Origin of the sequence: Pseudomonas sp. TKO26 (assembly GCF_003225665.1) — a bacterium.
GTDB lineage: Bacteria > Pseudomonadota > Gammaproteobacteria > Pseudomonadales > Pseudomonadaceae > Aquipseudomonas > Aquipseudomonas saponiphila.
Genome location: NZ_QKLN01000003.1, coordinates 306,908 through 333,354, shown reverse-complemented (window position 1 = coordinate 333,354; position 26,447 = coordinate 306,908). Strand labels below are relative to the sequence as shown.

Below are 26,447 nucleotides of genomic sequence, written 5' to 3'. Positions count from 1 at the left end.
CCACACCTTGACAGACGGGCAAATGACGCTCTCGGCGGAAAATGCTTATAATGCCCAGCGTTTTTTCCCGCTTTGCCTGCTGCGTGGGTCGGTCCCTGATTACCTTGAATGCCCTGACGCCTAATTCATTCCTTTCTCTGGAAATCCAAAAGCCTTGATTCGTCTGCTGAAGTTTTTCGGGTGGTCCATCGTCGCTGTGTTCTGCGGGCTGCTTCTCGCCCTCTCCGGTGCGTTTCTCTATCTTAGTCCCGGCCTTCCATCGGTTGAGGCCCTGAGAAGCATCCAGTTGCAGATTCCTCTGCGGGTGTACAGCAGCGACGGCAAGTTGATCGCAGAATTTGGCGAAATGCGCCGCACACCCATACGTTTCGCCGAAATCCCCCCCAACTTCATCAATGCGTTACTAAGTGCTGAAGACGACAACTTCGCTAACCATTACGGGGTTGACCCCAGCAGCCTGATGCGCGCCGCGACCCAATTGGTCAAGAGCGGACACATCCAGTCCGGCGGCAGCACCATCACCATGCAGGTGGCGAAGAACTTCTTCCTCAGCAGCGAGCGCAGCTTTTCGCGCAAGACCACCGAGATTCTCCTGGCCCTGCAGATCGAGCGGCAGTTGACCAAAGACGAGATCCTCGAGCTGTACGTCAACAAGATCTACCTGGGCAACCGCGCCTACGGGATCGAGGCGGCAGCCCAGGTGTACTACGGCAAGTCCATTCGTGACGTGAGCCTGGCACAGATGGCGATGATCGCCGGCCTGCCCAAAGCCCCTTCGCGTTTCAACCCGCTGGCCAATCCGGCGCGCAGCAAGGAGCGCCGCGACTGGATCCTCGGCCGCATGTACAAGCTGGGCAAAATCACCGAAGCGGCCTACACCGAAGCCATCAACGAACCGCTGAACGCCAGCTACCACGTGCCGACGCCGGAGGTGAACGCGCCTTACATCGCCGAGATGGCACGCGCCGAGATGGTCGGCCGTTATGGCAGCGACGCTTACACCGAAGGTTTCCGCGTCACCACCACGGTGCCCAGTGACCTGCAGGAAATGGCCAATACCGCGGTCCAGGAAGGCTTGATGACCTACGACCAGCGCCACGGCTACCGTGGTCCCGAGTCGCGCCTGCCCGGCAAGACCCATGCCGCCTGGGCCACAGAGCTGACCAAGCAGCGGACCATCAGCAGCCTGGAACCGGCGATCGTCACTCAGGTCGAGAAGAACGGCATCCAGGTGCTGACCCGCAACGGCGAGGAACATGTGGCCTGGGAGAGCATGAAGTGGGCCCGGCCGTTCCTCAACACCAATAGCATGGGCGCAGCTCCTCGCCAGCCGGCGGACGTGGCCCAGGTCGGCGACCTGATACGCGTGCAGCGCCAGGCGGACAATTCCCTGAAGTTCAGCCAGGTTCCGGTCGCCCAGGGCGCCCTGGTGACCCTGGACCCGCAAAACGGTGCGATCCGCGCCCTGGTCGGTGGTTTTGCCTTCGAACAGAGCAACTACAACCGCGCAATGCAAGCCAAACGCCAGCCCGGCTCGAGCTTCAAGCCGTTCGTCTATAGCGCAGCCCTGGACAATGGCTACACCGCGGCCAGCCTGGTCAATGACGCGCCGATCGTGTTCGTCGACGAATACCTGGACAAGGTCTGGCGGCCGAAGAACGACACCAATACCTTCCTCGGCCCGATTCGCATGCGCGAAGCGCTGTACAAATCGCGCAACCTGGTATCGATCCGCCTGCTGCAAAGCATGGGCGTGGACCACACCATCGACTACATCAGCAAGTTCGGCTTCAACAAGCAGGACCTGCCGCGCAACCTGTCCCTGGCCCTGGGCACTGCGACCCTGACCCCCATGGAGATCGCCACCGGCTGGAGTACCTTTGCCAACGGCGGCTACAAGATCACCCCGTACATCATCGACAAGATCGAAAGCCGCAACGGCGAGCTGCTGTTCAGCGCCAACCCGCCCAGCGTCCCCAGCGGGAACACGGCCAGCAGCGGCATCGCGGCGCCAGAGCACAACTTCACGGTCAACACCGTGGCCGGCGAAAGCCCGGTCCAGGCTCCGGTACAGACGCCTGCCGTCGCCGAACGGATCATTGACGGACGCACCACCTACATCCTCAACAGCATGCTCGAGGACGTGATCAAGCTGGGCACCGGCCGCCGAGCCCTGGCCCTGGGCCGCTCGGACCTGGCCGGCAAGACCGGTACCACCAACGAGTCCAAGGACGCCTGGTTCTCCGGCTACAACGCCGACTACGTGACCACGGTCTGGACCGGTTTCGACCAGCCGGAAAGCCTCGGACGTCGCGAATACGGCGGCACTGTGGCCCTGCCGATCTGGATGAACTTCATGGGCGCCGCGCTCAAGGGCAAGCCTGCGCACACACAGGCCGAACCGGAGGGCATCCTCAGCCTGCGGGTCGACCCGGTCAGCGGCCGCGCCGCCACTCCGGGCACGCCGAATGCCTACTTCGAGCTGTTCAAGAGCGAAGACACCCCACCCTCGGTCAACGAGCTGGGCAATGGCGTCGCACCGGGCAGCCCGCTGCCGGCGGACGAAGCGGCGCCGATCGACCTCTTCTAAGGGCAGCGGCAAGCTGCAAGTGATCAGCGGCAAGCAAGAGCGCGCCCTGCTCTTGCAGCTGGAAACTTGGAGCTAGCCGCTGATTGCTTGCCCATAAAAAAACCCGGCTCGATGGCCGGGTTTTTTTATGGGCGGCTGTTAGCCGTTGAACACATCATCCACGTTTTTGAGCGGGTAGTTCTTCGGATACGGCAGGGTCGCCACGCCAGTCTCGATAGCGGCCTTGGCCACGGCATCGGAGATCACGGTGATCAGGCGGGCATCCATTGGCTTCGGAATGATGTACTCACGACCGAATTCCAGCTTGATGCCACCGTAGGCGTCGCACACTTCCTGCGGTACTGGCAGCTTGGCCAGCTCGCGCAGGGCGTTGGCCGCGGCGATCTTCATTTCTTCGTTGATGCGCTTGGCGCGAACGTCCAGGGCGCCACGGAAGATGAACGGGAAGCCGAGCACGTTGTTCACCTGGTTCGGGTAGTCCGAACGACCGGTGGCCATGATCACGTCGTCACGGGTGGCGTGAGCCAGCTCTGGAGCGATTTCCGGATCCGGGTTCGAGCAGGCGAACACGATCGGGTTCGGCGCCATCGACTTCAGGCCTTCAGCGCTCAGCAGGTTCGGACCGGACAGGCCAACGAACACGTCGGCGCCTTGCAGTGCGTCGGCCAGGGTGCGCTTGTCGGTGGTGTGGGCGAAGACCGCCTTGTACTGGTTCAGGTCGTCACGGCCAGCGTGGATAACGCCGGTACGGTCAACCATGAAGATGTTCTCGATCTGCGCGCCCATGCTCACCAGCAGCTTCATGCAGGAGATGGCGGCCGCACCGGCGCCCAGGCAGACGATCTTGGCATCGGCCAGGGTTTTGCCAGCGATTTCCAGGGCGTTGATCATGCCGGCGGCGGTCACGATCGCGGTGCCGTGCTGGTCATCGTGGAACACCGGGATGTCGCACTGCTCGATCAGAGCGCGTTCGATCTCAAAGCACTCTGGCGCCTTGATGTCTTCCAGGTTGATGCCACCGAAGGTGATGGAGATGCGCTTGACGGTGTCGATGAAAGCCTGCGGACTCTCGGAGTCGACTTCGATATCGAATACATCGATACCGGCGAAACGCTTGAACAGCACGCCCTTGCCTTCCATCACCGGCTTGGAGGCCAGTGGGCCGAGGTTGCCCAGGCCGAGAATCGCGGTGCCATCGGAAATGACGGCAACCAGGTTGCCTTTGCCGGTGTACTTGTAGGCCAGTTCCGGATCGCGAGCGATTTCGCGTACCGGCTCGGCTACGCCGGGGCTGTAGGCCAGCGCCAGATCACGAGCGGTAGCAGTGGCCTTGGTGAGCTCGACACTCAGCTTTCCTGGACGAGGATTGGCATGATATTCGAGAGCGGCAGTTTTCAAATCAGACATGTGGGCATTCCGCTTTTTACTGTTGGACAGACGGACCGCCGAGGATACGCGTGTCGCATAGTCCCTACAAGACTGCCCAGTCACCCCTGTCAAGGCCCGTAGCGTACGACTTTGGGCCAAGAGCCACGGGGTACAAGGCTTTCAACTGTTCACAATCCAATTAAAAAATGTCTACAATTTTTCTTTATCAGAGAAGTCTGACCATGGAAACGTCGGTCAGCGACAACATCCAGCCTGCCCCGCTCGACCTGAAACCGCCGGAACGCGAACGTACCCGTACCCAGCCCCGAGCCTCGATCCGCCGCCCGACAAGCCCCTTGAGCCACTGACGATCGAAACGCCCCAGAACATTGGGTGCAATACGCAATACAACTGCACCGCGCAATGTGATCCAAACCCCGCCACGATTGCGTTCTACCTTGCTCACACGCCCCTCGAGCACGACAAAGCCCGAACGGCGGATCTGCTCCGCTTTCAGTACAGCTGAGCGTCGCCAGAGCCCCAGCCCCGCTCGACGCGCGTGGTTTTCCGCAGCTTGCTGACACGCGACCAGGGCGACGTTCGGCACGATGGCGATCTGATAGGCAAGCCCTTCGGCAATCAACCGGGCTTCGAGATTGGCCCCGCTGCCGTCATAGACATGGGCCAGCGTCCGACCGTGGCGATCGTGCCGCTCACGCCCGGGCAGCAAGCCGACCCGACCACCGCTCTGCGCCACCAGGCGCTGCAAACGTTGCCGCGCCGCCACCGCGAAAGGCTCGGCCGGGCGCCCCCGACTGGCCAGCTCCGGCGCATTGAGGCCGATCATCCGCACGCTGCGACCATCCTTGAGACGCAAGGTATCGCCATCCACCACCCGCTGGACCGTTGCAGGAATCAGCCCCTCGGGGGCCGGGCAAAACGCCTGGGCGGCGGTCAGCCAAATCGCAGACACAAAAAAGGCGCCCACATGGGACGCCTTTTTCATCAGCGAGGAAAGTCGGTATCGGCTTTCCAGAACGATCAGCCTCAGGCCTTTTTCGTTGCGCCGAAAGCACCGAAGCGCGACTTGAACTTGTCGACACGACCGCCAACGTCCAGAGTCTTTTGCTTACCGGTGTAGAACGGGTGGCACTCGTTGCACACGTCCAGGCTCAGAGGCTTGGCCAGGGTGGAGCGAGTTTCGATGACGTTACCGCAGCTGCAGGTAGCGGTAACGGCTTCGTATACTGGATGGATATCGGCTTTCATGGTGTATTCCTCAGGCTAGCGTGCCGCCACCCAACACTATTGTTGAATACCGCACGAATTAGGGCGCGGATTCTACCAGACCGCGTCAAACGCGCAAGAGATCCTGAGTACCCCCCATCAGAAAAAGCCGGCGAAACCTTGACAGCCCCGGCTTTGCCACGCACCCAACTGCGGCGCCACCTCGGCCGCGGGAAAACCTCCACAGACCAGGACGCGTGCACGCTTATACAGGACACCCCACGGCTCGTCTGTTAGGCTCCGGAGCCTATTTACCGTCTGCTCATCGAGATTGTCCCGCGTGCCCGACGCCATCTTGCGCCTCGCCCTGCCTTCGCCTCTGCGCCGCCTCTTCGACTACCGTGCCCCAGCCGGTGTGCTGCGCGCCCAGCTGCATCCGGGGATGCGCTTGCGAGTGCCCTTCGGCCGCCGGGAAATGATCGGCATCCTAGTGGAAGTGGCGGATCACAGTGAAGTTCCGGCCGACAAGCTCAAGCCGGCCCTGGCCCTGCTGGACCCCACGCCACCACTGCCCCCGGCCCTGTTCAAGCTGTGCCTGTGGACCGCCCAGTACTACCAGCACAGCCTCGGCGACACCCTGAGCTGGGCCTTGCCGGTGCTGCTGCGCCAGGGCGAGCTGGCCGAGGCCCGTCAGGAACGCTTCTGGTCGATAGCCCCAGGCGCCCGCCTTGATGACCCGCGCATCGCCCGCGCCCCGCGTCAGCGCGAAGCGCTGGCCACCCTGGCCCAACACCCCCATGGCGTGCCCCACGCCCTGCTGAGCAAGCTGATGCTGAGCAAGGACAGCCTGGACCTGTTGCTGGCCAAGGATCTGGTGCAGGTAGAAGTGCGCAAGCACGCTCCAGGCGTGCGCCATGAACATTGGCTGGCACAGCCCGAACTGCCGCTCAACAGCGAGCAACGCGCCGCCTATGAAGCGATCCGCGCCGGGTTCGACAGCTACCACGCCTTTCTTCTGGCCGGGGTCACCGGCAGCGGCAAGACCGAGGTCTACCTGCAGTTGATCCGCGAAACCCTCGAAGCCGGCAAACAGGCCCTGGTGCTGATCCCGGAGATCAACCTGGGGCCGCAAACCCTGGCGCGCTTCGAACAACGCTTCAACGCCCGCATCGCCCTGCTGCACTCGGCGGTCAACGACCGCGAACGCCTGGATGCCTGGCTCGCCGCCCGGGATGGCGAGGCCGATATCATCATCGGCACCCGCTCGGCGCTGTTCACACCGATGAAGAATCCCGGACTGATCATTATCGATGAGGAGCACGACGGCTCGTACAAGCAACAGGAAGGCCTGCGCTACCACGCCCGGGACCTGGCCCTGGTGCGCGCCCGCCAGGAAAACATCCCCATCGTCCTGGGCTCGGCCACGCCATCCCTGGAAAGCCTGCACAACGCCTACACCGGCCGCTATGGCCTGCTGCGCCTGAACGAGCGGGCCGGCGGCGCCAAGCAACCGCGCTTCCTGCGCCTGGATGTGAAGAGCCGCCCTCTGGACAGCGGCATTTCCGGCCCCATGCAGCAAGCCATCGGCCAGACCCTGGCCGCCGACCAGCAAGTCCTGGTATTCCTCAACCGCCGCGGCTTCGCCCCGACCCTGCTCTGCCACGACTGCGGCTGGATGTCCGAATGCCAGCGCTGCGACGCTCGCATGACGGTGCACCAGCGCTCCGGCGAACTGCGCTGCCACCATTGCGGCCATGTGGAGCGGGTGCCCCGGCACTGCCCGCAATGCGGCAAGGTCGACCTGCGTCCCGTGGGCGCCGGCACCGAGCGCGCGGAAGAACGCCTGGGCATTCTGTTTCCCGACTACCCGGTATTGCGGGTGGACCGCGACAGCACCTCGCGCAAGGACGCGATGAACCAGCTGTTCGCCACCATTCAGAAAGGTCATCCGTGCATCCTGGTGGGCACCCAGATGCTGGCCAAGGGGCACCACTTCCCCCGGGTCACCCTGGTGTCGATCCTCGATGCCGACGGCGGCCTGTTTTCCGGAGACTTCCGCGCCAGCGAGCGCATGGCGCAACTGATCGTCCAGGTCGCCGGGCGCGCCGGGCGTGCCGAAGAGCCCGGCAAGGTGATCATCCAGACCCACCTCGCCGACCACCCGCTGCTGGTGCAACTGACCGAACAGGGCTACTTCGCCTTTGCCGAACAGGCCCTGAGCGAGCGTCGCGCCGCCGGCCTGCCACCCTTCGCCCATCTGGCGCTGCTGCGAGCCGAGGCGCACAAGCCGGGGCAGGCCGAAGGTTTTCTCGATGAAGCCTGCAGCGAGGCCGAGCGCCTACTGGCGGAACAGAACCTGGGGGGCATCGAGCTGCTGGGGCCGGTTCCGGCACCGATGGAACGGCGCGCCGGGCGTTATCGTGCGCAGTTGCTGCTGCAAGCCAATGCCCGGGCACCGCTGCATCGGCTGCTGAGCAGTTGGCTGCTGGTGCTGGAGCAGATGCCCAGCGGACGCCAGGTGCGCTGGTCGCTGGACGTGGACCCGGTGGATTTGTATTGATCGATATCGCGTTTTCGCGGGCTAGCCCGCTCCTACAATGGGGCGGCATCAAACCCGTAGGAGCGGGCTCGCCCGCGAACAGGACCGAATAGCCACCACCGATCCACCAGCAGCCCTCTATAGTTGGCAAGGCCGTTCCAGCAACGGATAATGCCCAGTTTTTCCACCCGCGCACCAACGCGCCGCCGCGCCAGCGGTCGAACGAGAAGACCATGAAAGACACCATTCGCCAGCTCATCCAGCAAGCCATCACCCAACTCGTCACCGAAGGTGTGTTGCCAGAAGGCCTGACGCCGGCGATCCAGGTCGAAAACACCCGCGACAAGACCCACGGCGACTTCGCCAGCAATATCGCCATGATGCTGGCCAAGCCCGCCGGCATGAAGCCGCGTGACCTGGCGGAAAAGATCATCGCCGCGCTACCGGCCCATGAGGACCTGAGCAAGGCGGAAATCGCCGGCCCGGGCTTCATCAACTTCTTCCAGAACACCCAGGCCCTGGCCGCGCGCCTGGACGCTGCCCTCGGCGACGAGCACCTGGGCGTGCGCAAGGCCGGCCCGGTGCAGCGCACCGTGATCGACATGTCGGCACCGAACCTGGCCAAGGAAATGCACGTTGGCCACCTGCGCTCCACCATCATCGGTGACGGCGTGGCACGGGTCCTGGAGTTCCTCGGCGACACGGTGATTCGCCAGAACCACGTCGGCGACTGGGGCACCCAGTTCGGCATGCTGATGGCCTACCTGGAAGAGAACCCGATCACCAGCGACGAGCTGTCGGACCTAGAGAACTTCTACCGCGCCGCCAAGCAGCGCTTCGACGAATCCGAAGCCTTTGCCGACCGTGCCCGTGGCCTGGTGGTCAAGCTGCAAGCCGGCGACCCGGACTGCCTGGAGCTGTGGACCAAGTTCAAGGACATCTCGCTGTCCCACTGCCAGAAGATCTACGAGCTGCTCAACGTCAAGCTGACCATGGCCGACGTCATGGGCGAGAGCGCCTATAACGATGACCTGATCAACGTGGTCAACGACCTCAAGGCCCAGGGCATGCTGGTCGAAAGCAACGGCGCCCAGTGCGTGTTCCTCGACGAGTTCAAGAATGCCGAAGGCGAGCCGTTGCCGGTGATCATCGTCAAGGCCGACGGCGGCTACCTGTACGCCACCACCGACCTGGCCGCCGTGCGCTACCGCAGCGGCACGCTCAAGGCCGATCGCGCCCTGTACTTCGTCGATCAGCGCCAGGCCCTGCACTTCCAGCAAGTGTTCGCCGTGGCTCGCAAGGCCGGCTTCGTGACCCATCCGATGGAGATGGAACACATGGGCTTCGGCACCATGAACGGCGCTGACGGCCGTCCGTTCAAGACCCGCGACGGCGGCACCGTGAAGCTCATCGACCTGCTGACCGAAGCCGAAGAACGCGCCTACGCCCTGGTCAAGGAGAAAAACCCGCAACTGCCGGAAGCCGATCTGCGCAGCATTGCCAAGGTGGTGGGCATCGATTCGGTGAAATACGCCGACCTGTCCAAGCACCGCACCAGCGACTACAGCTTCAACTTCGACCTGATGCTCAACTTCGAAGGCAACACCGCGCCGTACCTGCTGTACGCCTACACCCGCGCCGCCGGTGTGTTCCGTAAGCTGGGCAAGGATTTCAGCGAAGTCGGCGGCCAGATCGAACTGCACGCGCCCCAGGAACTGGAGCTGGCGGCCAAGCTGGCGCAGTTCGGCGAGATCCTCAACAACGTCGCCGACAAGGGCACGCCGCACATCCTCTGCACCTACCTGTACGACGTGGCCGGCCTGTTCTCCAGCTTCTACGAGAACTGCCCGATCCTGGCGGCCGAGACGCCGACGCAGATGCACAGCCGCCTGCGCCTCACCGAGCTGACTCGCCGTACCCTCAAGCAAGGTCTGGAACTGCTGGGCCTCAAAGTCCTGGAGCAAATGTAAGTTGGCTGCCAAGAAAAAACCTGCACCCAAGCGTGGCGCCAGCCGCTACCAGGCCCCGGCCAAGAAGCCGATCCCGGGCTGGCTGTGGCTGGCCATCGGCCTGACCATCGGCGCCTTCATCGTGTTCCTGATGAAGCTCGAACCGGGCAAGGGCGGCGACAGCGTCAAGCGCGAAAAGATCGAACAGCAGAAAGCCAGCAAGATCGCCGAGGCCAACAAGACCCCGCCGAGCCCGCAGCAACCGGTGAAGCCGAAGTACGACTTCTATACCCTGCTGCCGGAATCGGAGGTCATAGTGCCGCCGGAAGCGGTGCCGGAGAAAACCCTGCCAACGCCGCAAGTGCCACCGGTGCCGACCACCCCGGTAACCCCGGCGGAAGCGGCGAAGATCGACACCGCGCGGGCCCAGGCCGCCCTTGCCGGCATCACCCCACCACCGGCGCCACCGGTGGCCAAGGCGGCGCCGGTCACCAAGTTCTTCCTCCAGGCCGGTTCGTTCCGCAAGCAAGCCGATGCCGACAAGGTACGGGCGCAGATCATCCTGCTGGGCCAGTCGGTGGCGGTGGAATCCGGCACGGTGAAGGAAGAAACCTGGTACCGGGTATTGGTCGGGCCGTTCAGCAACCGTGAACAACTGACCGTGGCCCAGAAGCAACTGGCTGGCGCCGGTTTCAGCAACCTGCTGTTACAACAGCGCCAGAGCCGCTAAGCCAACGGCTAGACGATCTATCGCGAACAAGCCCGCTCCTGCACAACGCGCCGCAGGAGCGGGCTTGCCCGCGAAGCTCTCGCAGCTTGCAACAAATACCGTCGGTCCCCCGCTACAACCTCCGGTTGAAAAACGCCCAGCCACCCCCATATGAGTTTCCATCAGGGCACTTTCGCCCCGCTGTGTGGAGACTTCCCCTTGACCACCATCGTTTCAGTCCGCCGCCACGGCAAAGTCGTCATGGGCGGCGACGGCCAGGTTTCTCTCGGCAACACCGTGATGAAAGGCAACGCGAAAAAAGTCCGTCGCCTGTACCACGGCCAAGTCATCGCCGGTTTCGCCGGGGCCACCGCTGACGCCTTCACCCTGTTCGAACGTTTCGAAGGCCAGCTGGAGAAACATCAGGGTCACCTGGTGCGCGCAGCCGTCGAACTGGCCAAGGAATGGCGCACCGACCGCTCCCTCAGCCGTCTGGAGGCCATGCTGGCCGTCGCCAACAAGGACGCCTCCCTGATCATCACCGGCAACGGCGATGTGGTTGAGCCCGAAGATGGCCTGATCGCCATGGGCTCCGGTGGCGCCTACGCCCAGGCAGCGGCCAGCGCCCTGCTGAAAAAGACCGACCTGTCGGCTCGCGAAATCGTCGAGACGGCCCTGGGCATTGCCGGCGACATCTGCGTATTCACCAACCACACTCAAACCATCGAGGAGCAGGATCTCGCGGAATAAGCCTGTTGCGGCGCTCGCGCCACGGCATTCATTCTTGCTTGAGGACCGCCAATTACTATGTCCATGACACCCCGCGAAATCGTCCACGAACTCAACCGCCACATCATCGGCCAGGACGATGCCAAGCGCGCCGTCGCGATCGCCCTGCGCAACCGCTGGCGCCGGATGCAACTGCCAGCCGAACTGCGCGTTGAAGTGACGCCCAAGAACATCCTGATGATCGGCCCCACCGGTGTCGGCAAGACCGAAATCGCTCGCCGCCTGGCCAAGCTGGCCAATGCACCGTTCATCAAGGTCGAAGCCACCAAGTTCACCGAAGTCGGTTATGTGGGTCGCGATGTCGAATCGATCATTCGTGACCTGGCCGATGCGGCGATCAAGATGTTCCGCGAACAGGAAATGATCCGGGTTCGCCACCGCGCCGAAGACGCCGCCGAAGAACGCATCCTCGACGCCCTGCTGCCGCCGGCGCGCATGGGCTTCAGCAGCGATGAAGCGCCGGCCCAGGACTCCAACACCCGCCAGCTGTTCCGCAAGCGCCTGCGCGAAGGCCAGCTGGACGACAAGGAAATCGAGATCGAAGTGGCGGAAGTCACCGGTGTCGACATCTCCGCGCCACCGGGCATGGAAGAGATGACCAACCAGCTGCAAAACCTGTTCGCCAACATGGGCAAGGGCAAGCGCAAGAGCCGCAAGCTCAAGGTCAAGGAAGCGTTGAAGCTGGTGCGCGACGAAGAGGCCAGCCGCCTGGTCAATGACGAAGAGCTCAAGGCCAAGGCCCTGGAAGCGGTCGAGCAGCACGGCATCGTGTTCATCGACGAAATCGACAAGGTGGCCAAGCGCGGCAACTCCGGCGGCGTCGATGTGTCCCGCGAAGGCGTGCAGCGCGACCTGCTGCCGCTGATCGAGGGCTGCACCGTCAACACCAAGCTGGGCATGGTCAAGACCGACCACATCCTGTTCATCGCTTCCGGTGCCTTCCACCTGAGCAAGCCCAGCGACCTGGTTCCGGAGCTGCAAGGGCGCCTGCCGATCCGCGTCGAACTCAAGGCGCTATCGCCGGAAGACTTCGAGCGCATCCTCAGCGAGCCTCACGCTTCGCTGACCGAGCAATACCGTGAGCTGCTCAAGACCGAGGGCCTGAACATCGAGTTCCTGCCCGAAGGCATCAAGCGCCTGGCGGAGATTGCCTGGCAGGTCAACGAGAAGACCGAGAACATTGGTGCCCGTCGCCTGCACACCCTGCTCGAGCGCCTGCTGGAAGAGGTGTCGTTCAGCGCCGGCGACCTGGCCAGCGCCCACAGCGAAGAGCCGATCCGCATCGACGCGGCCTACGTCAACAGCCACCTGGGCGAATTGGCGCAGAACGAAGACCTGTCCCGTTACATCCTCTAAGCGACAAGCTCAAAGCATCAAGCTGCAAGTTGACCGCGGTCATCTTGTAGCTTGCGGCTGCCAGCTTTAAGCTGCCGTCATGACTAAACTCCCCACCGGCATCAACCTGCACAAAGCCTCGAAAACCCTGACCCTGACCTACGGGCCGGACGAGGTCTATCACCTGCCTGCAGAGTTCCTGCGGGTGCACTCTCCCTCCGCCGAGGTCCAGGGCCACGGCAACCCCATCCTGCAGTTCGGCAAGCTTGGCGTGGGCCTGAGCAAGGTTGAACCGGCGGGCCAGTACGCACTGAAATTGACCTTCGACGACGGCCATGACAGCGGGCTGTTCACCTGGGACTACCTGTACCAGTTGGCTCAGCGTCAGGACGAGCTGTGGAGCGATTATCTGGCAGAGCTCAAAACGGCCGGAAAATCCCGCGATCCGAATGAGTCGATAATCAAGCTGATGCTCTAGTCCGAGCCTCCTGCTGTTTAGAGGGCATTTTCTAATTTCATCTGTTTGAATGCTGGGCTGTATGGCCAATGAATGGCCTGCTTGCGAAAAAAATTAAACTCGGGTAACCAATGGAACTGGCAAGTTCCCTGCAGAGTTCTCTGCACTTTTAAAGCAGCGGTACGCAATCAACGGTCACCCGAGCAGTAGTACCTGGCATCGTGCTGTGTGACTGCACAGCAGGTCCGGTACTCGTCTCAGGACAATGGAGCGTCGTAGATGAGTAACAAGAATATCGATGACCTGAAACGCCAAGCCTCGGAAAACACACTGGGGCTCAATCCGGTCATCGGCTTGCGTAGAAAGGATCTGCTTACCTCTGCTCGAATGGTGCTCGCCCAGGCCATCAAACAACCCATCCACAGCGTCAAGCATGTCGCCCATTTCGGCCTTGAGCTGAAGAACGTGATGTTCGGCAAGTCGACCCTGCAACCGGAGAGCGACGACCGTCGCTTCAACGATCCGGCCTGGAGCCAGAACCCGCTGTACCGACGCTATCTGCAAACCTACCTGGCGTGGCGCAAGGAACTTCACGACTGGATCGGCGACAGCAACCTGTCCGATCAGGACATCAGCCGCGGCCACTTCGTGATCAACCTGATGACCGAGGCCATGGCCCCGACCAACAGCATGGCCAACCCCGCCGCGGTCAAGCGCTTCTTCGAAACTGGCGGCAAGAGCCTGCTGGACGGCCTGTCCCATCTGGCCAAGGACCTGGTGCAGAACGGTGGCATGCCCAGCCAGGTCAACATGGACGCCTTTGAGGTGGGCAAGAACCTCGGCACCAGCGAAGGCGCGGTGGTGTTCCGCAACGACGTGCTGGAGCTGATCCAGTACCGGCCGATCACCGAACAGGTGCATGAGCGCCCACTGCTGGTGGTGCCGCCCCAGATCAACAAGTTCTATGTCTTCGACCTGAGCCCGGACAAGAGCCTGGCGCGCTTCTGCCTGCGCAACAACGTGCAGACCTTCATCGTCAGCTGGCGCAACCCCACCAAGGCACAGCGGGAATGGGGCCTGTCGACCTACATCGAGGCCCTGAAGGAGGCGGTCGACGTGGTCACCGCCATCACCGGCAGCAAGGATGTGAACATGCTCGGGGCCTGCTCCGGCGGTATCACCTGCACCGCACTGCTGGGCCACTACGCCGCGCTCGGAGAAAAAAAGGTCAATGCCCTGACCCTGCTGGTCAGCGTTCTCGACACCACCCTGGATACCCAGGTGGCGCTGTTCGTCGACGAGCAGACCCTGGAAGCGGCCAAGCGCCACTCCTACCAGGCCGGCGTGCTCGAAGGTCGCGACATGGCCAAGGTGTTTGCCTGGATGCGCCCCAACGACCTGATCTGGAACTACTGGGTCAACAACTACCTGCTGGGCAACGAACCACCGGTGTTCGACATCCTGTTCTGGAACAACGACACCACCCGCCTGCCCGCGGCGTTCCACGGCGACCTGATCGAAATGTTCAAAAACAACCCCCTGGTACGCCCCAATGCACTGGAAGTGTGCGGCACGCCCATCGACCTGAAACAGGTGACCGCCGATATCTTTTCCCTGGCCGGCACCAACGATCACATCACCCCTTGGAAGTCCTGCTACAAGTCGGCGCAACTGTTTGGCGGCAACGTGGAGTTCGTGCTGTCCAGCAGCGGGCATATCCAGAGCATCCTGAATCCGCCAGGCAATCCCAAGGCGCGCTACATGACCAGCACCGAGATCCCGGCCTGCCCCGATCAATGGCAGGAAAACTCGATCAAGCACACCGACTCCTGGTGGCTGCACTGGCAAGCCTGGCAGGCGGAGCGTTCCGGTGAGCTGAAAGCGGCTCCCAGCACGCTGGGCAACAAAAAGTACCCCGCCGCCGAGGCCGCACCGGGGACCTACGTCCACGAGCGCTAAGGCAAGGCATTCAACGACGCGACGCCAGGAGGCGTCGCCAAGCCCTATTCTTGGTACGAGGCCCGGCCTCGGAAAATCCGGACGACGCCCGGGACGGCGTCGCCCATGGTTCAATTCACAGGGCTAAGGCATGCCACACTCTTTCATCTTTCGCACCGTTGATCTGGATGGACAGACCATCCGCACGGCGGTACGCCCCGGCAAGCCGCACTTGACGCCGCTGCTGATCTTCAACGGTATCGGCGCCAACCTGGAGCTGGTCTTTCCCTTTGTCCAGGCCCTGGACCCTGACCTGGAAGTCATTGCCTTCGATGTCCCCGGCGTGGGCGGTTCCTCAACCCCAAGCCGGCCCTATCGCTTTCCCGGCCTGGCCAAGCTGACCGCCCGCATGCTCGATTACCTGGACTACGGCCAGGTCAATGCCGTGGGTGTGTCCTGGGGTGGAGCCCTGGCCCAGCAGTTCGCCTACGACTACCCCGAGCGCTGCAAGAAACTGGTACTGGCGGCCACTGCCGCCGGCGCCTTCATGGTCCCCGGCAAACCCAAGGTGCTGTGGATGATGGCCAGTCCACGGCGCTACGTGCAGCCTTCCCATGTGATGCGCATCGCGCCGCTGATCTACGGCGGCGCCTTCCGTCGCGATCCGAACCTGGCCGCCGAACACGCCGCCAAGGTCCGCTCGGCCGGCAAGCTGGGCTACTACTGGCAACTGTTCGCCGGACTGGGCTGGACCAGCATCCACTGGCTGCACAAGATCCACCAGCCGACCCTGGTGCTGGCCGGCGACGATGACCCACTGATTCCCCTGATCAACATGCGCATGCTGGCCTGGCGGATTCCCAACGCGCAGTTGCACATCATCGACGACGGCCACCTGTTCCTGATCACCCGGGCCGAGGCCGTCGCCCCGATCATCATGAAATTCCTCCAGGAAGAGCGACAGCGCGCCGTGATGCACCCGCATCCACTGCCATCGCACCCAATGAAATAAAACAACGCTGCCGACAGGGTCGTCGCGCGCAAGAAAGGCCAGGAGCGACTATGTTGTCTGTCTTGGATTGGTCTGCTTGTTAGTGGTTTGACGAAGGAGTGTTGACTCATGCAAGACAAGCCTGCACAGGGTTCGCTTCCGGCCCCTGCGGCCTACATCAACGCACAGAGCGCGATCACCGGTCTGCGCGGCCGGGATCTGCTCTCGACACTGCGCAGCATTGCGGCCCACAGTGTGCGCAACCCGTTGCACAGTGCCCGCCATACCCTGGCGCTGGGTGGTCAGCTGGGACGTGTCCTGCTGGGGCAGACCCTGCATAAACCCAACCCCAAGGACAACCGCTTCGCCGACCCGGCCTGGAGCCTCAACCCCTTTTACAAGCGAGGCTTGCAGGCCTATCTGAGCTGGCAGAAGCAGGTTCGGCACTGGATCGATGACAGCGGCATGAGCGAGGACGACCGGGCCCGAGCGCACTTTGCCTTCTCCCTGCTCAACGACGCGGTGTCACCCTCCAACACTCTGCTCAATCCCCTGGCCCTCAAGGAAATCTTCAACACCGGCGGCAATAGCGTGGTGCGCGGCATCGGCAACCTGCTGGACGACCTGTTGCACAACAACGGACTGCCCAGCCAGGTGACCAAGCACGCCTTCGAGATCGGCAAGAACCTGGCCGTGACCCCAGGCTCGGTGGTGTTTCGCAATGAGCTGCTGGAACTGATCCAGTACAGCCCCATGAGCGAGAAACAGTACGCCAAGCCGTTGCTGATCGTGCCGCCGCAAATCAACAAGTACTACATCTTCGACCTCAGCCCGCACAACAGCTTCGTCCAGTACGCCCTGAAGAACGGCCTGCAGGTGTTCATGATCAGCTGGCGCAACCCGGACGTGCGCCATCGCGAGTGGGGCCTGTCGAGCTACGTAGAGGCTACCGAAGAGGCACTGAATGTCACCCGGGCCATCACCGGCAGTCGGGAAGTCAACCTGGTAGGTGCCTGCGCCGGCGGCCTGACCATCGCCGCCCTGCAAGGTCACCTGCAGGCCAAGCGTCAACTGCGCCGGGTCGCCAGCGCCACTTACCTGGTGAGTCTGCTGGACAGCCAACTGGACAGCCCGGCCACCCTGTTTGCCGATGAAAAAACCCTGGAAGCGGCCAAGCGTCGCTCCTACCAGCAAGGGGTGCTCGATGGCCGCGACATGGCCAAGGTGTTTGCCTGGATGCGCCCCAACGACCTGATCTGGAACTACTGGGTCAACAACTACCTCTTGGGCAAGGAGCCGCCGGTCTTCGACATTCTCTACTGGAACAACGACAGCACCCGCCTGCCCGCCGCCTTGCACGGCGACCTGCTGGACTTTTTCAAGCACAACCCGCTGAGCCACGAAGGCGGACTTGAAGTCTGCGGCACCCCGATCGATCTGCAGAAGGTCACGGTGGACAGCTTCAGCGTGGCCGGCATCAACGATCACATCACCCCCTGGGATGCGGTGTATCGCTCGACCCTGCTGCTGGGCGGAGAACGGCGCTTCGTGCTGTCCAACAGCGGGCATGTGCAGAGCATTCTCAATCCCCCGAGCAACCCCAAGGCCAACTACGTGGAAAACCACAAGCTCAGCAGCGATCCGCGAGCCTGGTATTACGACGCCAAGCATGTCGACGGCAGTTGGTGGGGCCAGTGGCTGAGCTGGGTCCAGGAGCGCTCGGGAGCGCAGCGGGAAACCCTGACCACCCTCGGCAACCAGAACTATCCGCCCATGGAGGATGCTCCGGGCACCTACGTGCGCGTGCGCTGAAAACACTTTGCTCCACGACTCCATGCTGGAGTCGTGCCCCCAATGGACCGACAAGAAGTCAGGATGAAGACCCGCGACCGGATACTCGAATGTGCCCTGCAACTGTTCAACCAGAAGGGCGAGCCCAACGTCTCCACCATGGAGGTGGCCAATGAGATGGGCATCAGCCCCGGCAACCTCTACTACCACTTCCATGGCAAGGAGCCTTTGGTGCTCGGCCTGTTCGAACGTTTCCAGAACGAGCTGACACCGCTGCTGGACCCGCCGTCCGATGCCCAACTGGCACCGGAAGACTACTGGCTGTTCCTGCACCTGATTGTCGAACGCCTGGCCCACTACCGCTTCCTGTTCCAGGATCTGTCCAACCTGGCGGGACGCTTGCCGAAACTGGCCAAGGGCATTCGTAACCTGCTCAACGCCCTCAAGCGAACCCTGGCCTCGCTGCTGGCCCGACTCAAGACTCGGGGACAGCTGGTCAGCGGGACGCAGGCCCTGGGCCAACTGGTGGAACAGATCACCCTGACCCTGTTGTTCTCCCTGGACTACCAGCGGATTCTTGATCGCGAAGGGGAAGTGCGCCTGGTGGTCTACCAGATCATGATGCTGGTGGCACCGCACCTGTTGCCGCCGGCGAAGCTGGCCACCGAACAAATGGCATTGCGCTACCTGGAAGAACAGGGCTAGGCGCAGCTGGCGAGTAGCGAATGCGGCCCAATAAAAAACGCCCGGCCTTTACAGACCGGGCGTTCTTTGTGCCCGATGCAATCAGGACTGGCTGCTTGGCGTCGCTGGAGCTGGCGCAGCAGTCGGCGCGACCGCCGGGCTCGGGGCTGCGGCGGAGTTTGCCGTACTGGCCGAAGCCGTCGGCGCTGTCGCTGCAGGCTTGGCCGCTACCGCGGGCTTGGCAGCAGGCTTCTTGGCGGCAGGCTTTTTCGCCACCGCCGGCTTAGCCGCGGGTTTGGCGGCGGCTTTCACCGCTGGCTTGGCGGCGGGCTTGGCCGCAGGTTTTGCTGCAACCGGCTTGGCAGCGGGTTTGGCAGCCGGCTTGGCGGCAGCGGTTTTCGCGGCGGGTTTCGCTGCAGCTTTGGCCGCTGGTTTGGCCAGAGGCTTGGCGGCAGGTTTAGCCGCAGGCTTGGCAGCGGCGGTTTTGGCCGCAACCGGCGCGACCTTGGCACCTGTGAGTTTTTCAATCTGCTTGGTCAGGGTATCGACCTTGTCATGCAGCGCTTTCACCTCATTGCGGCTCGGCACGCCCAGACGCGAGATGGCACTGTTCAAACGCTTGTCGAAAGCGCCTTCCAGTTCGTCCCACTTGCCCAAGGCGCGGTCCTTGACGTCGCTGATGCGCGACTTGGCCGAACTTGCGGAGTCTTTGGCGGCATCAACTTTCTTGCCGACTACGCTCTTGGTCAGTTTCTCGGCTTTCTCACCGTCCTTGACCAATGTCTCGAAAAGCTTGCTGCCGTCAGAGTCGATTTTCGAGTACACGCCTAAACCAGCAAGCCAAATTTTACGGGAGTACTCTTCGACTTTCCCGATCCACGAGCTGCCTTCTTTTTCAGTATTCTTTTTACCAGCCATCCCGTTCTCCTTAATGTTTACGCGCGACACGTTCGAGCAACGCCGTCAGCTCATCGAGCTTAGCAGAGAGTGTCTCAACGTCATGTTTAGACGGAATGCCGATGCGATTCAAGGCACTGGCGACGCGCGTGTCAAAGGCCTTTTCGACCTTGTCCAGTTGCACTTCGACCTTGCCTTTAAGCGTACTGACATCCCCTTTAACGCTGTCTATCTGACTGTTGGCCGCTTCAAGTTGTTCAGTGACAACTTTTTTGCCTTTCTTTTCAACGGATTGACCGGCCTTGATCAACTCCTGGAAGTATTCGCTGCCCTCATGACCGACTTTGGCGTAGGCACCCAGGCCAGCCAGCCAGATCTTGCGGGCATAGGATTTGACTTCGCTCAGAGCAGTCGATTGAACATCAACTTTTTTCTTCAGAATCACTTTGGCCATGGTGCACCTCACGCGCGGAAGGTTTGAGGAACTGTCCTCGGAACGAGGACCTGAGGCACAACCTAAAGAGAAAAATTAGAATCGGCACCCTAACGAATGTCATCAATTGATGTAGGAGCCGGTTCGCCGGCGAGGCTCTTGAGCATGGCACCGTTGCAGTACCTGCAATTTGCCTGCAGCCGGCGCCTGGGGATCGGGGGTCAGGCCAGGGCCTTGTCCAGGGCTTTTTCAATTTCGGACTTGATGGTGCCGCTCATGGCCGACATCAACAGCCCCAGCTCCACATCGATCCGGATCGACGCCTCACCCACATGCACCGCGCCTTTGACCCCGGAGCGCTTGAGGTTCAGCGTATCCCCCGCCCATTTCGGCTCCAGGCCATACTGATCGGCGAGTTTCTGCGCCAGTTTGTCGGCCTTTTCACGGGCTACCTGCTTACCCAGGCCATGGGCGCGTTCAACACTAATACGGGCCATCGAAGGACTCCTGCTGTTTCCGGACTTGCCTGAAGCATCTTGACCCTGCGTGCGTCAAAACGTCCCGGCGGTTCGCTATCTTACATTCAGCCTTGCCAAGACAAAGGCCGCCACCGGGATTAGAATGTCGCGCATTCTCTTTTGGTGACAGCGATATGACTGATCAGCGCAAAGGCAGCGATGCCGAACCCACCACGCACTTCGGCTTCAAGAACGTTCCTGAAAGCCAGAAAGCGGAAAAAGTCGCAGAAGTGTTCCACTCGGTAGCGGCCAAGTACGACCTGATGAACGACGTACTGTCGGGCGGCATGCACCGTTTGTGGAAACGCTTCACCATCGAGCTCTCCGGCGTGCGCGCCGGCAATCGCGTGCTGGACATCGCCGGCGGCACGGGCGATCTGACCAAGCGTTTTTCCCACCTGGTGGGCCCTACCGGCCAAGTGGTGCTGGCCGATATCAACGAATCCATGCTCAAGGTCGGCCGTGACCGCCTGCTGGACCTGGGTGTGGCCGGCAACGTCGAATTCGTCCAGGCCGATGCGGAAAAACTGCCGTTCCCGGACAACCATTTCGACTGCGTGACCATCGCCTTCGGTCTGCGCAACGTCACCCACAAGGAAGACGCCCTGCGCTCCATGCTGCGGGTGCTCAAGCCCGGCGGCCGCCTCTTGGTACTGGAATTCTCCAAGCCGACCAACGCCCTGATGTCCAAGGTCTACGACGCCTATTCGTTCGCCTTCATGCCCCTGGCCGGCAAGCTGATCACCAACGACTCGGAAAGCTACCGCTACCTGGCCGAATCGATCCGCATGCACCCCAATCAGGAAACCCTGAAGTCGATGATGGTCGAGGCCGGTTTCGACCGCGTGACCTATCACAACATGACCGCAGGCATCGTCGCCCTGCACCGCGGCATCAAGCCCTGATGTTGCTCAGCGGCCTGCTCGCCAGCGTCGAGACCGGCATCAACCGGGTGCTGCGCCTGGACAGCACGGCCCTGCCGCGCCTGCAGCACCTCAATGGCAAGGTGATCGCCGTCGACTGCCGCAGCCCGGCGTTGCAGCTGTTTATCCTGCCCAGTGATGAAGGCCTGATACTGGCCAGCCAGTGGGCCGCCGACCCTGACTGCACCCTCCGCGCGCCGGCATCGAGCCTGGTACGCCTGGCACTGAGCAAGGACAAGACCGCTGTCCTGCACGCACCGGAGGTGGAGCTGGAAGGCGACAGCGGCGCGCTGCTGGACCTGGCGGCCATCCTCCAGGACCTGGAGCTGGACTGGGAATACGAACTGTCGCGCTGGCTGGGGCCGGTGGCCACCCAGCTGTTCAGTGGCCATGTGCGCAGCCGCGCACGCTGGTATCAACAGGGCTTTGCCAGCCTGAATCAGAACCTTGCCGAATTCCTTGCCGAAGAATCGCGGACCCTGGTGGGTCAGCGCGAAGCCGAAGCGCGCTTTCGCGAACTGGATCAGGCCAAACTCGACCTGGAACGCCTTGAGGCGCGCTTCGAGCGCCTTTCCCGCTCCCTTGACCCAAGCGATAACGCATGAAGCTGCTTGCCGTCCGCCGTCTGTTGCGCATCCAGCGCGTCGTGATCCGCTACCGCCTCGATGACCTGCTGTTCGCCCTGCCCCTGCCCTGGTTTCTCCTGGCCCTGCGCTTCGCCCTGCCCTGGCGCTGGTTCCCGCGCAAGTCGCTGGACCTGAGCCGCGGAGCCCGACTGCGCCTGGCGCTGCAGGACCTGGGTCCGATCTTCATCAAGTTCGGGCAGATCCTTTCCACCCGCCGCGACCTGCTGCCGGAAGACATCGCCGACGAGCTGATGCTGCTACAGGACCGGGTGCCACCCTTCGACTCGCAAAAGTCCGTGGCCCTGATCGAGGAGCAACTGGGCAAGAAGATCAGCGACGTGTTCAGCCGCTTCGACATCGAACCCCTGGCCTCGGCCTCGGTGGCCCAGGTTCACGCCGCCAAGCTCAAGACCGGCGAAGAAGTAGTGGTCAAGGTGATCCGCCCCGGGCTCAAGCCGATCATCGCCCAGGACCTGGCGTGGCTGTTCATCCTTGCCCGCGCCGCGGAAAAGCTCTCCGCCGACGCGCGCCTGCTGCATCCGGTGGACGTGGTCAGCGACTACGAGAAAACCATCTACGACGAGCTTGACCTGCTGCGCGAGGCGGCCAACGCCAGCCAGCTCAAGCGCAACTTCGAAGGCTCGCCGCTGCTGTATGTGCCCCAGGTCTACTGGGACTGGTGCCGGCCGAAAGTGCTGGTGATGGAGCGCATCTACGGCATTCAGGTGACCGACCTGGCCACCCTGGCCGACCAGCGCACCGATATGAAGATGCTCGCCGAGCGCGGCGTGGAGATCTTCTTCACCCAGGTATTCCGCGACAGTTTCTTCCACGCCGACATGCACCCGGGGAACATCTTCGTCAGCACCGTGCAACCCTGGAGCCCGCAGTACATTGCGATCGACTGCGGCATCGTCGGCAGCCTGACCCCGGAAGACCAGGACTACCTGGCGCGCAACCTGTTCGCCTTCTTCAAGCGCGACTACCGCCGCGTGGCCCAACTGCACATCGACTCTGGCTGGGTCCCGGCACAAACCAAGCTCAACGAATTCGAGGCGGCGATCCGCACCGTGTGCGAGCCGATCTTTGAAAAACCGCTGAAGGATATTTCCTTCGGCCAGGTGTTGATGCGCCTGTTCCAGACGGCCCGGCGCTTCAACATGGAAGTGCAGCCACAACTGGTGCTGCTGCAGAAGACCCTGCTCAATATCGAAGGCCTGGGCCGCCAGCTGTACCCGGACCTGGACCTGTGGAATACCGCGCAACCCTTCCTGGAACGCTGGATGCGCGAGCGGGTCAGCCCCAAGGCCGTGATCGGCAATATCCACAGCCAGATCGAGCAACTGCCGCACCTGGCCAACATGACCCGTGACCTGCTGGAGCGCATGTCGCAGCCCCACGTCGCCGACCCTCCGGCGCCCTGGCAGCGACGCAAGGACGACTGGTTCCTGCGCTTGCTGGGCACTGCCCATCTGGGCGGCGGCGCCGTTCTGGCCGCCGGCGGCCCACTGCAGGAACTGGGGCACTGGCCTGCCGGCGTGATGATCGCAGTGGGCCTGTATCTGATCGTGCGCCGATAGCCAGTGGCGCGACCTGCTGGCAAACTGTCGCAATCGCCGAGGCGCCACCAGCGGGTTGTGCCCGGTTGTCGGAGTCGAACATGAAAGATTGGCTGGACCAGATCAAATGGGACGCGGACGGCCTGGTGCCGGCCATCGCCCAGGACCACAAGACCGGGCGCGTACTGATGATGGCCTGGATGAACCGCGAGGCCCTGAGCCTGACCGCTGCCGAGAACCGCGCCATCTACTGGTCACGTTCCCGTGGCAAGCTATGGCGCAAGGGCGAAGAGTCCGGGCACGTGCAGAAGCTGCATGAAATGCGCCTGGACTGCGACGCCGACGTGATCATCCTGATGGTCGAGCAGATCGGCGACATCGCCTGTCACACCGGCCGCCACAGCTGTTTCTACCGCGTCTACGAAGACGGCGAGTGGAAAACCGTCGAACCGGTCCTCAAGGACCCGCACGCGATTTATTCTGCAGGACACTGACATGAGCGATACCCTCACCCGTCTGGCCCAGGTGCTGGAAGAACGCAAAGACGCCGCAGCCGACAGCTCCTACGTCGCCAGCCTGTATCACAAGGGCCTGAACAAGATCCTGGAAAAGGTCGGCGAAGAGTCGGTGGAAACCATCATCGCCGCCAAGGACGCCGCCATCAGCGGCGACTGCAGCGACCTGATCTACGAAACCGCAGACCTGTGGTTCCACACCATGGTCATGCTGGCGCAGCTGGGACAGCATCCCCAGGCCGTGCTCGATGAGCTGGACCGCCGCTTCGGTCTGTCCGGACACGCCGAGAAAGCCTCGCGCCCGTCCGCCTGAACAACTTTCTAAGAGGAAACGCAGCATGGGCATTTTTGACTGGAAACACTGGATCGTCATCCTGGTGGTCGTGGTACTGGTATTCGGCACCAAGAAGCTCAAGAACCTGGGCACCGACGTCGGCGAATCGATCAAGGGCTTTCGCAAGGCCATGAACGACGACGAAAAACCGGCCGAGCCCGTGGTTCCTCCAGCGGCCCAACCGGTGCCACCGGTTCAGCCACAACAAAGCGCTCCGCTGAACCAGCCGCACACCATCGACGTGCAGGCCCAGAAAGTCGAAGAGCCGACCCGCAAAGACTCGTGAGCACTGACTAATGTTTGGTATCAGCTTCTCTGAACTGCTGCTGGTGGGCCTGGTGGCCCTGCTGGTGCTCGGCCCCGAGCGCCTGCCCGGCGCTGCGCGCACCGCCGGCCTGTGGGTCGGGCGCCTCAAGCGCAGCTTCAACGCGATAAAACAGGAAGTTGAACGGGAAATCGGGGCCGACGAGATCCGCCGGCAACTGCACAACGAGCACATTCTGTCCCTGGAGCAGGAGGCGCGGAAGATCCTCGCCCCGACCCAGCAGCAACCCACTCCAGTGGAGCCCGTGGCCGAGCAGACGATCCACGCGCCAGGCGCCACACCGCAGGCCGAAGCCGCGCCAGTCAGCGAAGTGCCCGCCCCCGCGACAGCGACCTCGGCACCGACCGCAGAGCCAGCAGCACCGGTGGCAACACCCGCCACCACGTCCCCCCACGACCCCACCTTGCCGCCGCGAGCACCATGAGCGATATCCCAGAGAACGACCAACACATGCCGCTGGTATCGCACCTCACCGAGCTGCGTACCCGCCTGCTGCGCTGCGTAGCGGCGATCTTCATCATCTTCGCCGGGTTGTTCGCCTTCACCCAGCAGATCTACACCATCGTCTCCACCCCGCTGCGCCAGTACCTGCCGGTCGGCGCGACGATGATCGCCACCGACGTCGCCTCGCCGTTCCTGACGCCGCTGAAGCTGACCATGATGGTGTCGCTGTTCCTGGCCATTCCGGTGATCCTGCACCAGATCTGGGGCTTTATCGCACCCGGCCTGTACAAGCATGAGAAACGCATCGCCGTGCCCTTGCTGGTATCGAGCATCCTGCTGTTCTACGTCGGCATGGCCTTCGCCTACTTCCTGGTGTTCCCGCTGATCTTCAAGTTCTTCGCTGCCGCCACCCCGGCCGGCGTGGAAATGATGACCGACATCACCAGCTACCTCGATTTCGTCATGACCCTGTTCTTCGCCTTCGGCGTGGCCTTCGAGATCCCGGTGGCCGTGGTCCTGCTGGTGTGGATCGGCGTGGTCAACGTGGCGTACCTGCGCAAGATCCGCCCCTACGTGATCATCGGCTGCTTCGTGGTGGGCATGATCCTCACGCCGCCGGACATCTTCTCCCAGACCCTGCTGGCCGTACCCATGTGGTTGCTGTTCGAGATCGGCGTGCTGTTCGGCGGGCTGATCAGCAAGCGCGGCGAGCATCCGGACGACGCCCCGGCCGACGATCACAACGACCAGCCGCCAGCGACCCAAGCGTGAACCTGCTGCTTCTGGAGGAGGCCGACTTCATCGCGGCCGACCGAGTGGTGCTGCGCGATCGACGCCTGACCCACATGCAGGAAGTGCATCGGGTAGCCGTGGGCGACAGCCTGCGCGTGGGGCGCATTGGCGGCTTGATGGGCAGCGCCAGGGTCCTGCGCCTGGAAACAGGCGAAGCCGAACTGCAAATCAGCCTGGAGCAAGCGCCACCGGCCAAGCTGCCCCTGACCCTGGTGCTGGCCCTGCCGCGGCCGAAAATGCTGCGCCGGGTGTTTCAGACCGTAGCCACCATGGGTGTGCCCCGGCTGGTGCTGGTCAATAGCTACCGGGTCGAAAAGAGCTTCTGGCAGACCCCGTTCCTTGAACCCGAAGCCATTCGCGAACAACTGATCCTTGGCCTGGAGCAGGCACGCGACAGTGTGCTGCCCGACGTGGTGATCGAGAAACGCTTCAAGCCCTTCGTCGAGGACCGCTTGCCGGCCCTTTGTACTGGCACCCTGGGATTGGTGGGTCACCCGGGCCAGTACCCGCCCTGCCCACGCGACGTGGATCGGCCGGTGACCCTGGCCATCGGCCCGGAAGGCGGCTGGATTCCCTACGAGATCGACCTGCTGGGCAAGGCCGGATTGCAACCGGTGCAACTGGGCGAACGCATCCTGCGGGTGGAAACTGCCGTCACCGCCCTGCTCGCCCGTCTGTTCTGAGGATGGACCCGGCCACAGCCGGGTCTGTCGC

At 62.6% G+C, this 26,447-nt stretch carries 26 protein-coding genes; 20 read left to right on the top strand and 6 right to left on the bottom strand.

Annotated features, from left to right (window positions below; genetic code table 11):
* The first annotated feature begins 157 nt into the window (after positions 1-157).
* The gene (locus DNK59_RS06830; RefSeq protein WP_371920257.1) at positions 158-2,590 is read left to right on the top strand and encodes a penicillin-binding protein 1A; all 2,433 of its coding nucleotides are present in this window, start codon (positions 158-160) and stop codon (positions 2,588-2,590) included.
* A gap of 138 nt (positions 2,591-2,728) precedes the next feature.
* Here the strand turns inward: DNK59_RS06830 and DNK59_RS06825 are convergent, their stop codons facing one another.
* The 3 genes from DNK59_RS06825 to rpmE all read right to left on the bottom strand — a co-directional run bounded on the left by DNK59_RS06825 (position 2,729) and on the right by rpmE (position 5,227).
* Positions 2,729-3,997 carry a malic enzyme-like NAD(P)-binding protein gene (locus DNK59_RS06825; protein WP_092318884.1) on the bottom strand — a complete coding sequence of 423 codons (1,269 nt, stop codon included), beginning with the start codon at positions 3,995-3,997 and terminating at the stop codon, positions 2,729-2,731.
* 187 nt (positions 3,998-4,184) lie between these two features.
* Positions 4,185-4,964 (bottom strand): thermonuclease family protein, encoded by a 780-nt coding sequence (locus DNK59_RS06820; RefSeq protein WP_110722676.1) that lies wholly within the window; start codon positions 4,962-4,964, stop codon positions 4,185-4,187.
* Positions 4,965-5,005: 41 nt separating this feature from the next.
* Positions 5,006-5,227: a 50S ribosomal protein L31 gene (gene rpmE / locus DNK59_RS06815; RefSeq protein WP_016962748.1), complete on the bottom strand. Its 222-nt coding sequence runs from the start codon at positions 5,225-5,227 to the stop codon at positions 5,006-5,008.
* A gap of 298 nt (positions 5,228-5,525) precedes the next feature.
* Here rpmE and DNK59_RS06810 point away from each other — a divergent pair, with 298 nt between their 5' ends.
* The 10 genes from DNK59_RS06810 to DNK59_RS06765 all read left to right on the top strand — a co-directional run bounded on the left by DNK59_RS06810 (position 5,526) and on the right by DNK59_RS06765 (position 18,388).
* Entirely contained in the window at positions 5,526-7,745 is a 2,220-nt protein-coding gene (locus DNK59_RS06810; protein ID WP_110722718.1) for a primosomal protein N', read from the top strand.
* 212 nt (positions 7,746-7,957) lie between these two features.
* The gene (gene argS / locus DNK59_RS06805) at positions 7,958-9,694 is read left to right on the top strand and encodes an arginine--tRNA ligase (RefSeq protein WP_092318878.1); all 1,737 of its coding nucleotides are present in this window, start codon (positions 7,958-7,960) and stop codon (positions 9,692-9,694) included.
* Position 9,695: 1 nt separating this feature from the next.
* Entirely contained in the window at positions 9,696-10,403 is a 708-nt protein-coding gene (locus DNK59_RS06800; RefSeq protein WP_092318876.1) for an SPOR domain-containing protein, read from the top strand.
* 198 nt (positions 10,404-10,601) lie between these two features.
* Positions 10,602-11,132, top strand: coding sequence for an ATP-dependent protease subunit HslV (gene hslV / locus DNK59_RS06795; protein WP_003186641.1), 531 nt, complete (start codon positions 10,602-10,604; stop codon positions 11,130-11,132).
* 57 nt (positions 11,133-11,189) lie between these two features.
* Positions 11,190-12,527: an ATP-dependent protease ATPase subunit HslU gene (hslU, locus tag DNK59_RS06790; protein ID WP_092318874.1), complete on the top strand. Its 1,338-nt coding sequence runs from the start codon at positions 11,190-11,192 to the stop codon at positions 12,525-12,527.
* Between the two features lie 79 nt (positions 12,528-12,606).
* Positions 12,607-12,984: a gamma-butyrobetaine hydroxylase-like domain-containing protein gene (locus tag DNK59_RS06785; protein ID WP_110722675.1), complete on the top strand. Its 378-nt coding sequence runs from the start codon at positions 12,607-12,609 to the stop codon at positions 12,982-12,984.
* 258 nt (positions 12,985-13,242) lie between these two features.
* Positions 13,243-14,922: a class II poly(R)-hydroxyalkanoic acid synthase gene (phaC, locus tag DNK59_RS06780; protein WP_092318870.1), complete on the top strand. Its 1,680-nt coding sequence runs from the start codon at positions 13,243-13,245 to the stop codon at positions 14,920-14,922.
* A gap of 130 nt (positions 14,923-15,052) precedes the next feature.
* Positions 15,053-15,913, top strand: coding sequence for a poly(3-hydroxyalkanoate) depolymerase (phaZ, locus tag DNK59_RS06775; protein ID WP_092318868.1), 861 nt, complete (start codon positions 15,053-15,055; stop codon positions 15,911-15,913).
* 108 nt (positions 15,914-16,021) lie between these two features.
* Complete coding sequence (gene phaC / locus DNK59_RS06770; protein WP_110722674.1) at positions 16,022-17,704, top strand: class II poly(R)-hydroxyalkanoic acid synthase; 1,683 nt, start codon at positions 16,022-16,024, stop codon at positions 17,702-17,704.
* A gap of 63 nt (positions 17,705-17,767) precedes the next feature.
* Positions 17,768-18,388, top strand: a complete 621-nt coding sequence (locus DNK59_RS06765) for a TetR/AcrR family transcriptional regulator (RefSeq protein ID WP_092318864.1) — start codon at positions 17,768-17,770, stop codon at positions 18,386-18,388.
* A gap of 81 nt (positions 18,389-18,469) precedes the next feature.
* Here the strand turns inward: DNK59_RS06765 and DNK59_RS06760 are convergent, their stop codons facing one another.
* The 3 genes from DNK59_RS06760 to DNK59_RS06750 form a co-directional block, all read right to left on the bottom strand.
* Entirely contained in the window at positions 18,470-19,285 is an 816-nt protein-coding gene (locus tag DNK59_RS06760) for a phasin family protein (protein ID WP_110722673.1), read from the bottom strand.
* Positions 19,286-19,295: 10 nt separating this feature from the next.
* Positions 19,296-19,718 (bottom strand): phasin family protein, encoded by a 423-nt coding sequence (locus tag DNK59_RS06755; protein ID WP_060837147.1) that lies wholly within the window; start codon positions 19,716-19,718, stop codon positions 19,296-19,298.
* Positions 19,719-19,918: 200 nt separating this feature from the next.
* A complete protein-coding gene (locus DNK59_RS06750) occupies positions 19,919-20,194 on the bottom strand; it encodes a polyhydroxyalkanoic acid system family protein (RefSeq protein WP_110722672.1) in 276 nt (91 codons plus the stop codon).
* Between the two features lie 155 nt (positions 20,195-20,349).
* Here DNK59_RS06750 and ubiE point away from each other — a divergent pair, with 155 nt between their 5' ends.
* From ubiE to DNK59_RS06705, 9 genes are all read left to right on the top strand, one after another.
* Positions 20,350-21,120, top strand: a complete 771-nt coding sequence (gene ubiE / locus DNK59_RS06745) for a bifunctional demethylmenaquinone methyltransferase/2-methoxy-6-polyprenyl-1,4-benzoquinol methylase UbiE (RefSeq protein ID WP_011058802.1) — start codon at positions 20,350-20,352, stop codon at positions 21,118-21,120.
* Positions 21,120-21,743, top strand: coding sequence for an SCP2 domain-containing protein (locus DNK59_RS06740; RefSeq protein WP_092318859.1), 624 nt, complete (start codon positions 21,120-21,122; stop codon positions 21,741-21,743). Before ubiE ends, DNK59_RS06740 begins: the two co-directional genes overlap by 1 nt.
* Positions 21,740-23,344 (top strand): ubiquinone biosynthesis regulatory protein kinase UbiB, encoded by a 1,605-nt coding sequence (ubiB, locus tag DNK59_RS06735; protein WP_092318857.1) that lies wholly within the window; start codon positions 21,740-21,742, stop codon positions 23,342-23,344. The genes DNK59_RS06740 and ubiB overlap by 4 nt, the downstream gene beginning before the upstream one ends.
* 80 nt (positions 23,345-23,424) lie before the next feature.
* Positions 23,425-23,817 carry a phosphoribosyl-AMP cyclohydrolase gene (gene hisI / locus DNK59_RS06730; RefSeq protein WP_011058799.1) on the top strand — a complete coding sequence of 131 codons (393 nt, stop codon included), beginning with the start codon at positions 23,425-23,427 and terminating at the stop codon, positions 23,815-23,817.
* Position 23,818: 1 nt separating this feature from the next.
* The gene (locus tag DNK59_RS06725; protein ID WP_060837142.1) at positions 23,819-24,151 is read left to right on the top strand and encodes a phosphoribosyl-ATP diphosphatase; all 333 of its coding nucleotides are present in this window, start codon (positions 23,819-23,821) and stop codon (positions 24,149-24,151) included.
* Between the two features lie 25 nt (positions 24,152-24,176).
* Positions 24,177-24,458: a twin-arginine translocase TatA/TatE family subunit gene (locus DNK59_RS06720; RefSeq protein WP_011058797.1), complete on the top strand. Its 282-nt coding sequence runs from the start codon at positions 24,177-24,179 to the stop codon at positions 24,456-24,458.
* 10 nt (positions 24,459-24,468) lie between these two features.
* A complete protein-coding gene (gene tatB / locus DNK59_RS06715) occupies positions 24,469-24,921 on the top strand; it encodes a Sec-independent protein translocase protein TatB (protein WP_110722671.1) in 453 nt (150 codons plus the stop codon).
* Positions 24,918-25,712: a twin-arginine translocase subunit TatC gene (gene tatC / locus DNK59_RS06710; protein ID WP_110722670.1), complete on the top strand. Its 795-nt coding sequence runs from the start codon at positions 24,918-24,920 to the stop codon at positions 25,710-25,712. Before tatB ends, tatC begins: the two co-directional genes overlap by 4 nt.
* Positions 25,709-26,416: a 16S rRNA (uracil(1498)-N(3))-methyltransferase gene (locus DNK59_RS06705; RefSeq protein WP_092318847.1), complete on the top strand. Its 708-nt coding sequence runs from the start codon at positions 25,709-25,711 to the stop codon at positions 26,414-26,416. The genes tatC and DNK59_RS06705 overlap by 4 nt, the downstream gene beginning before the upstream one ends.
* The last annotated feature ends 31 nt before the right edge of the window (positions 26,417-26,447 follow it).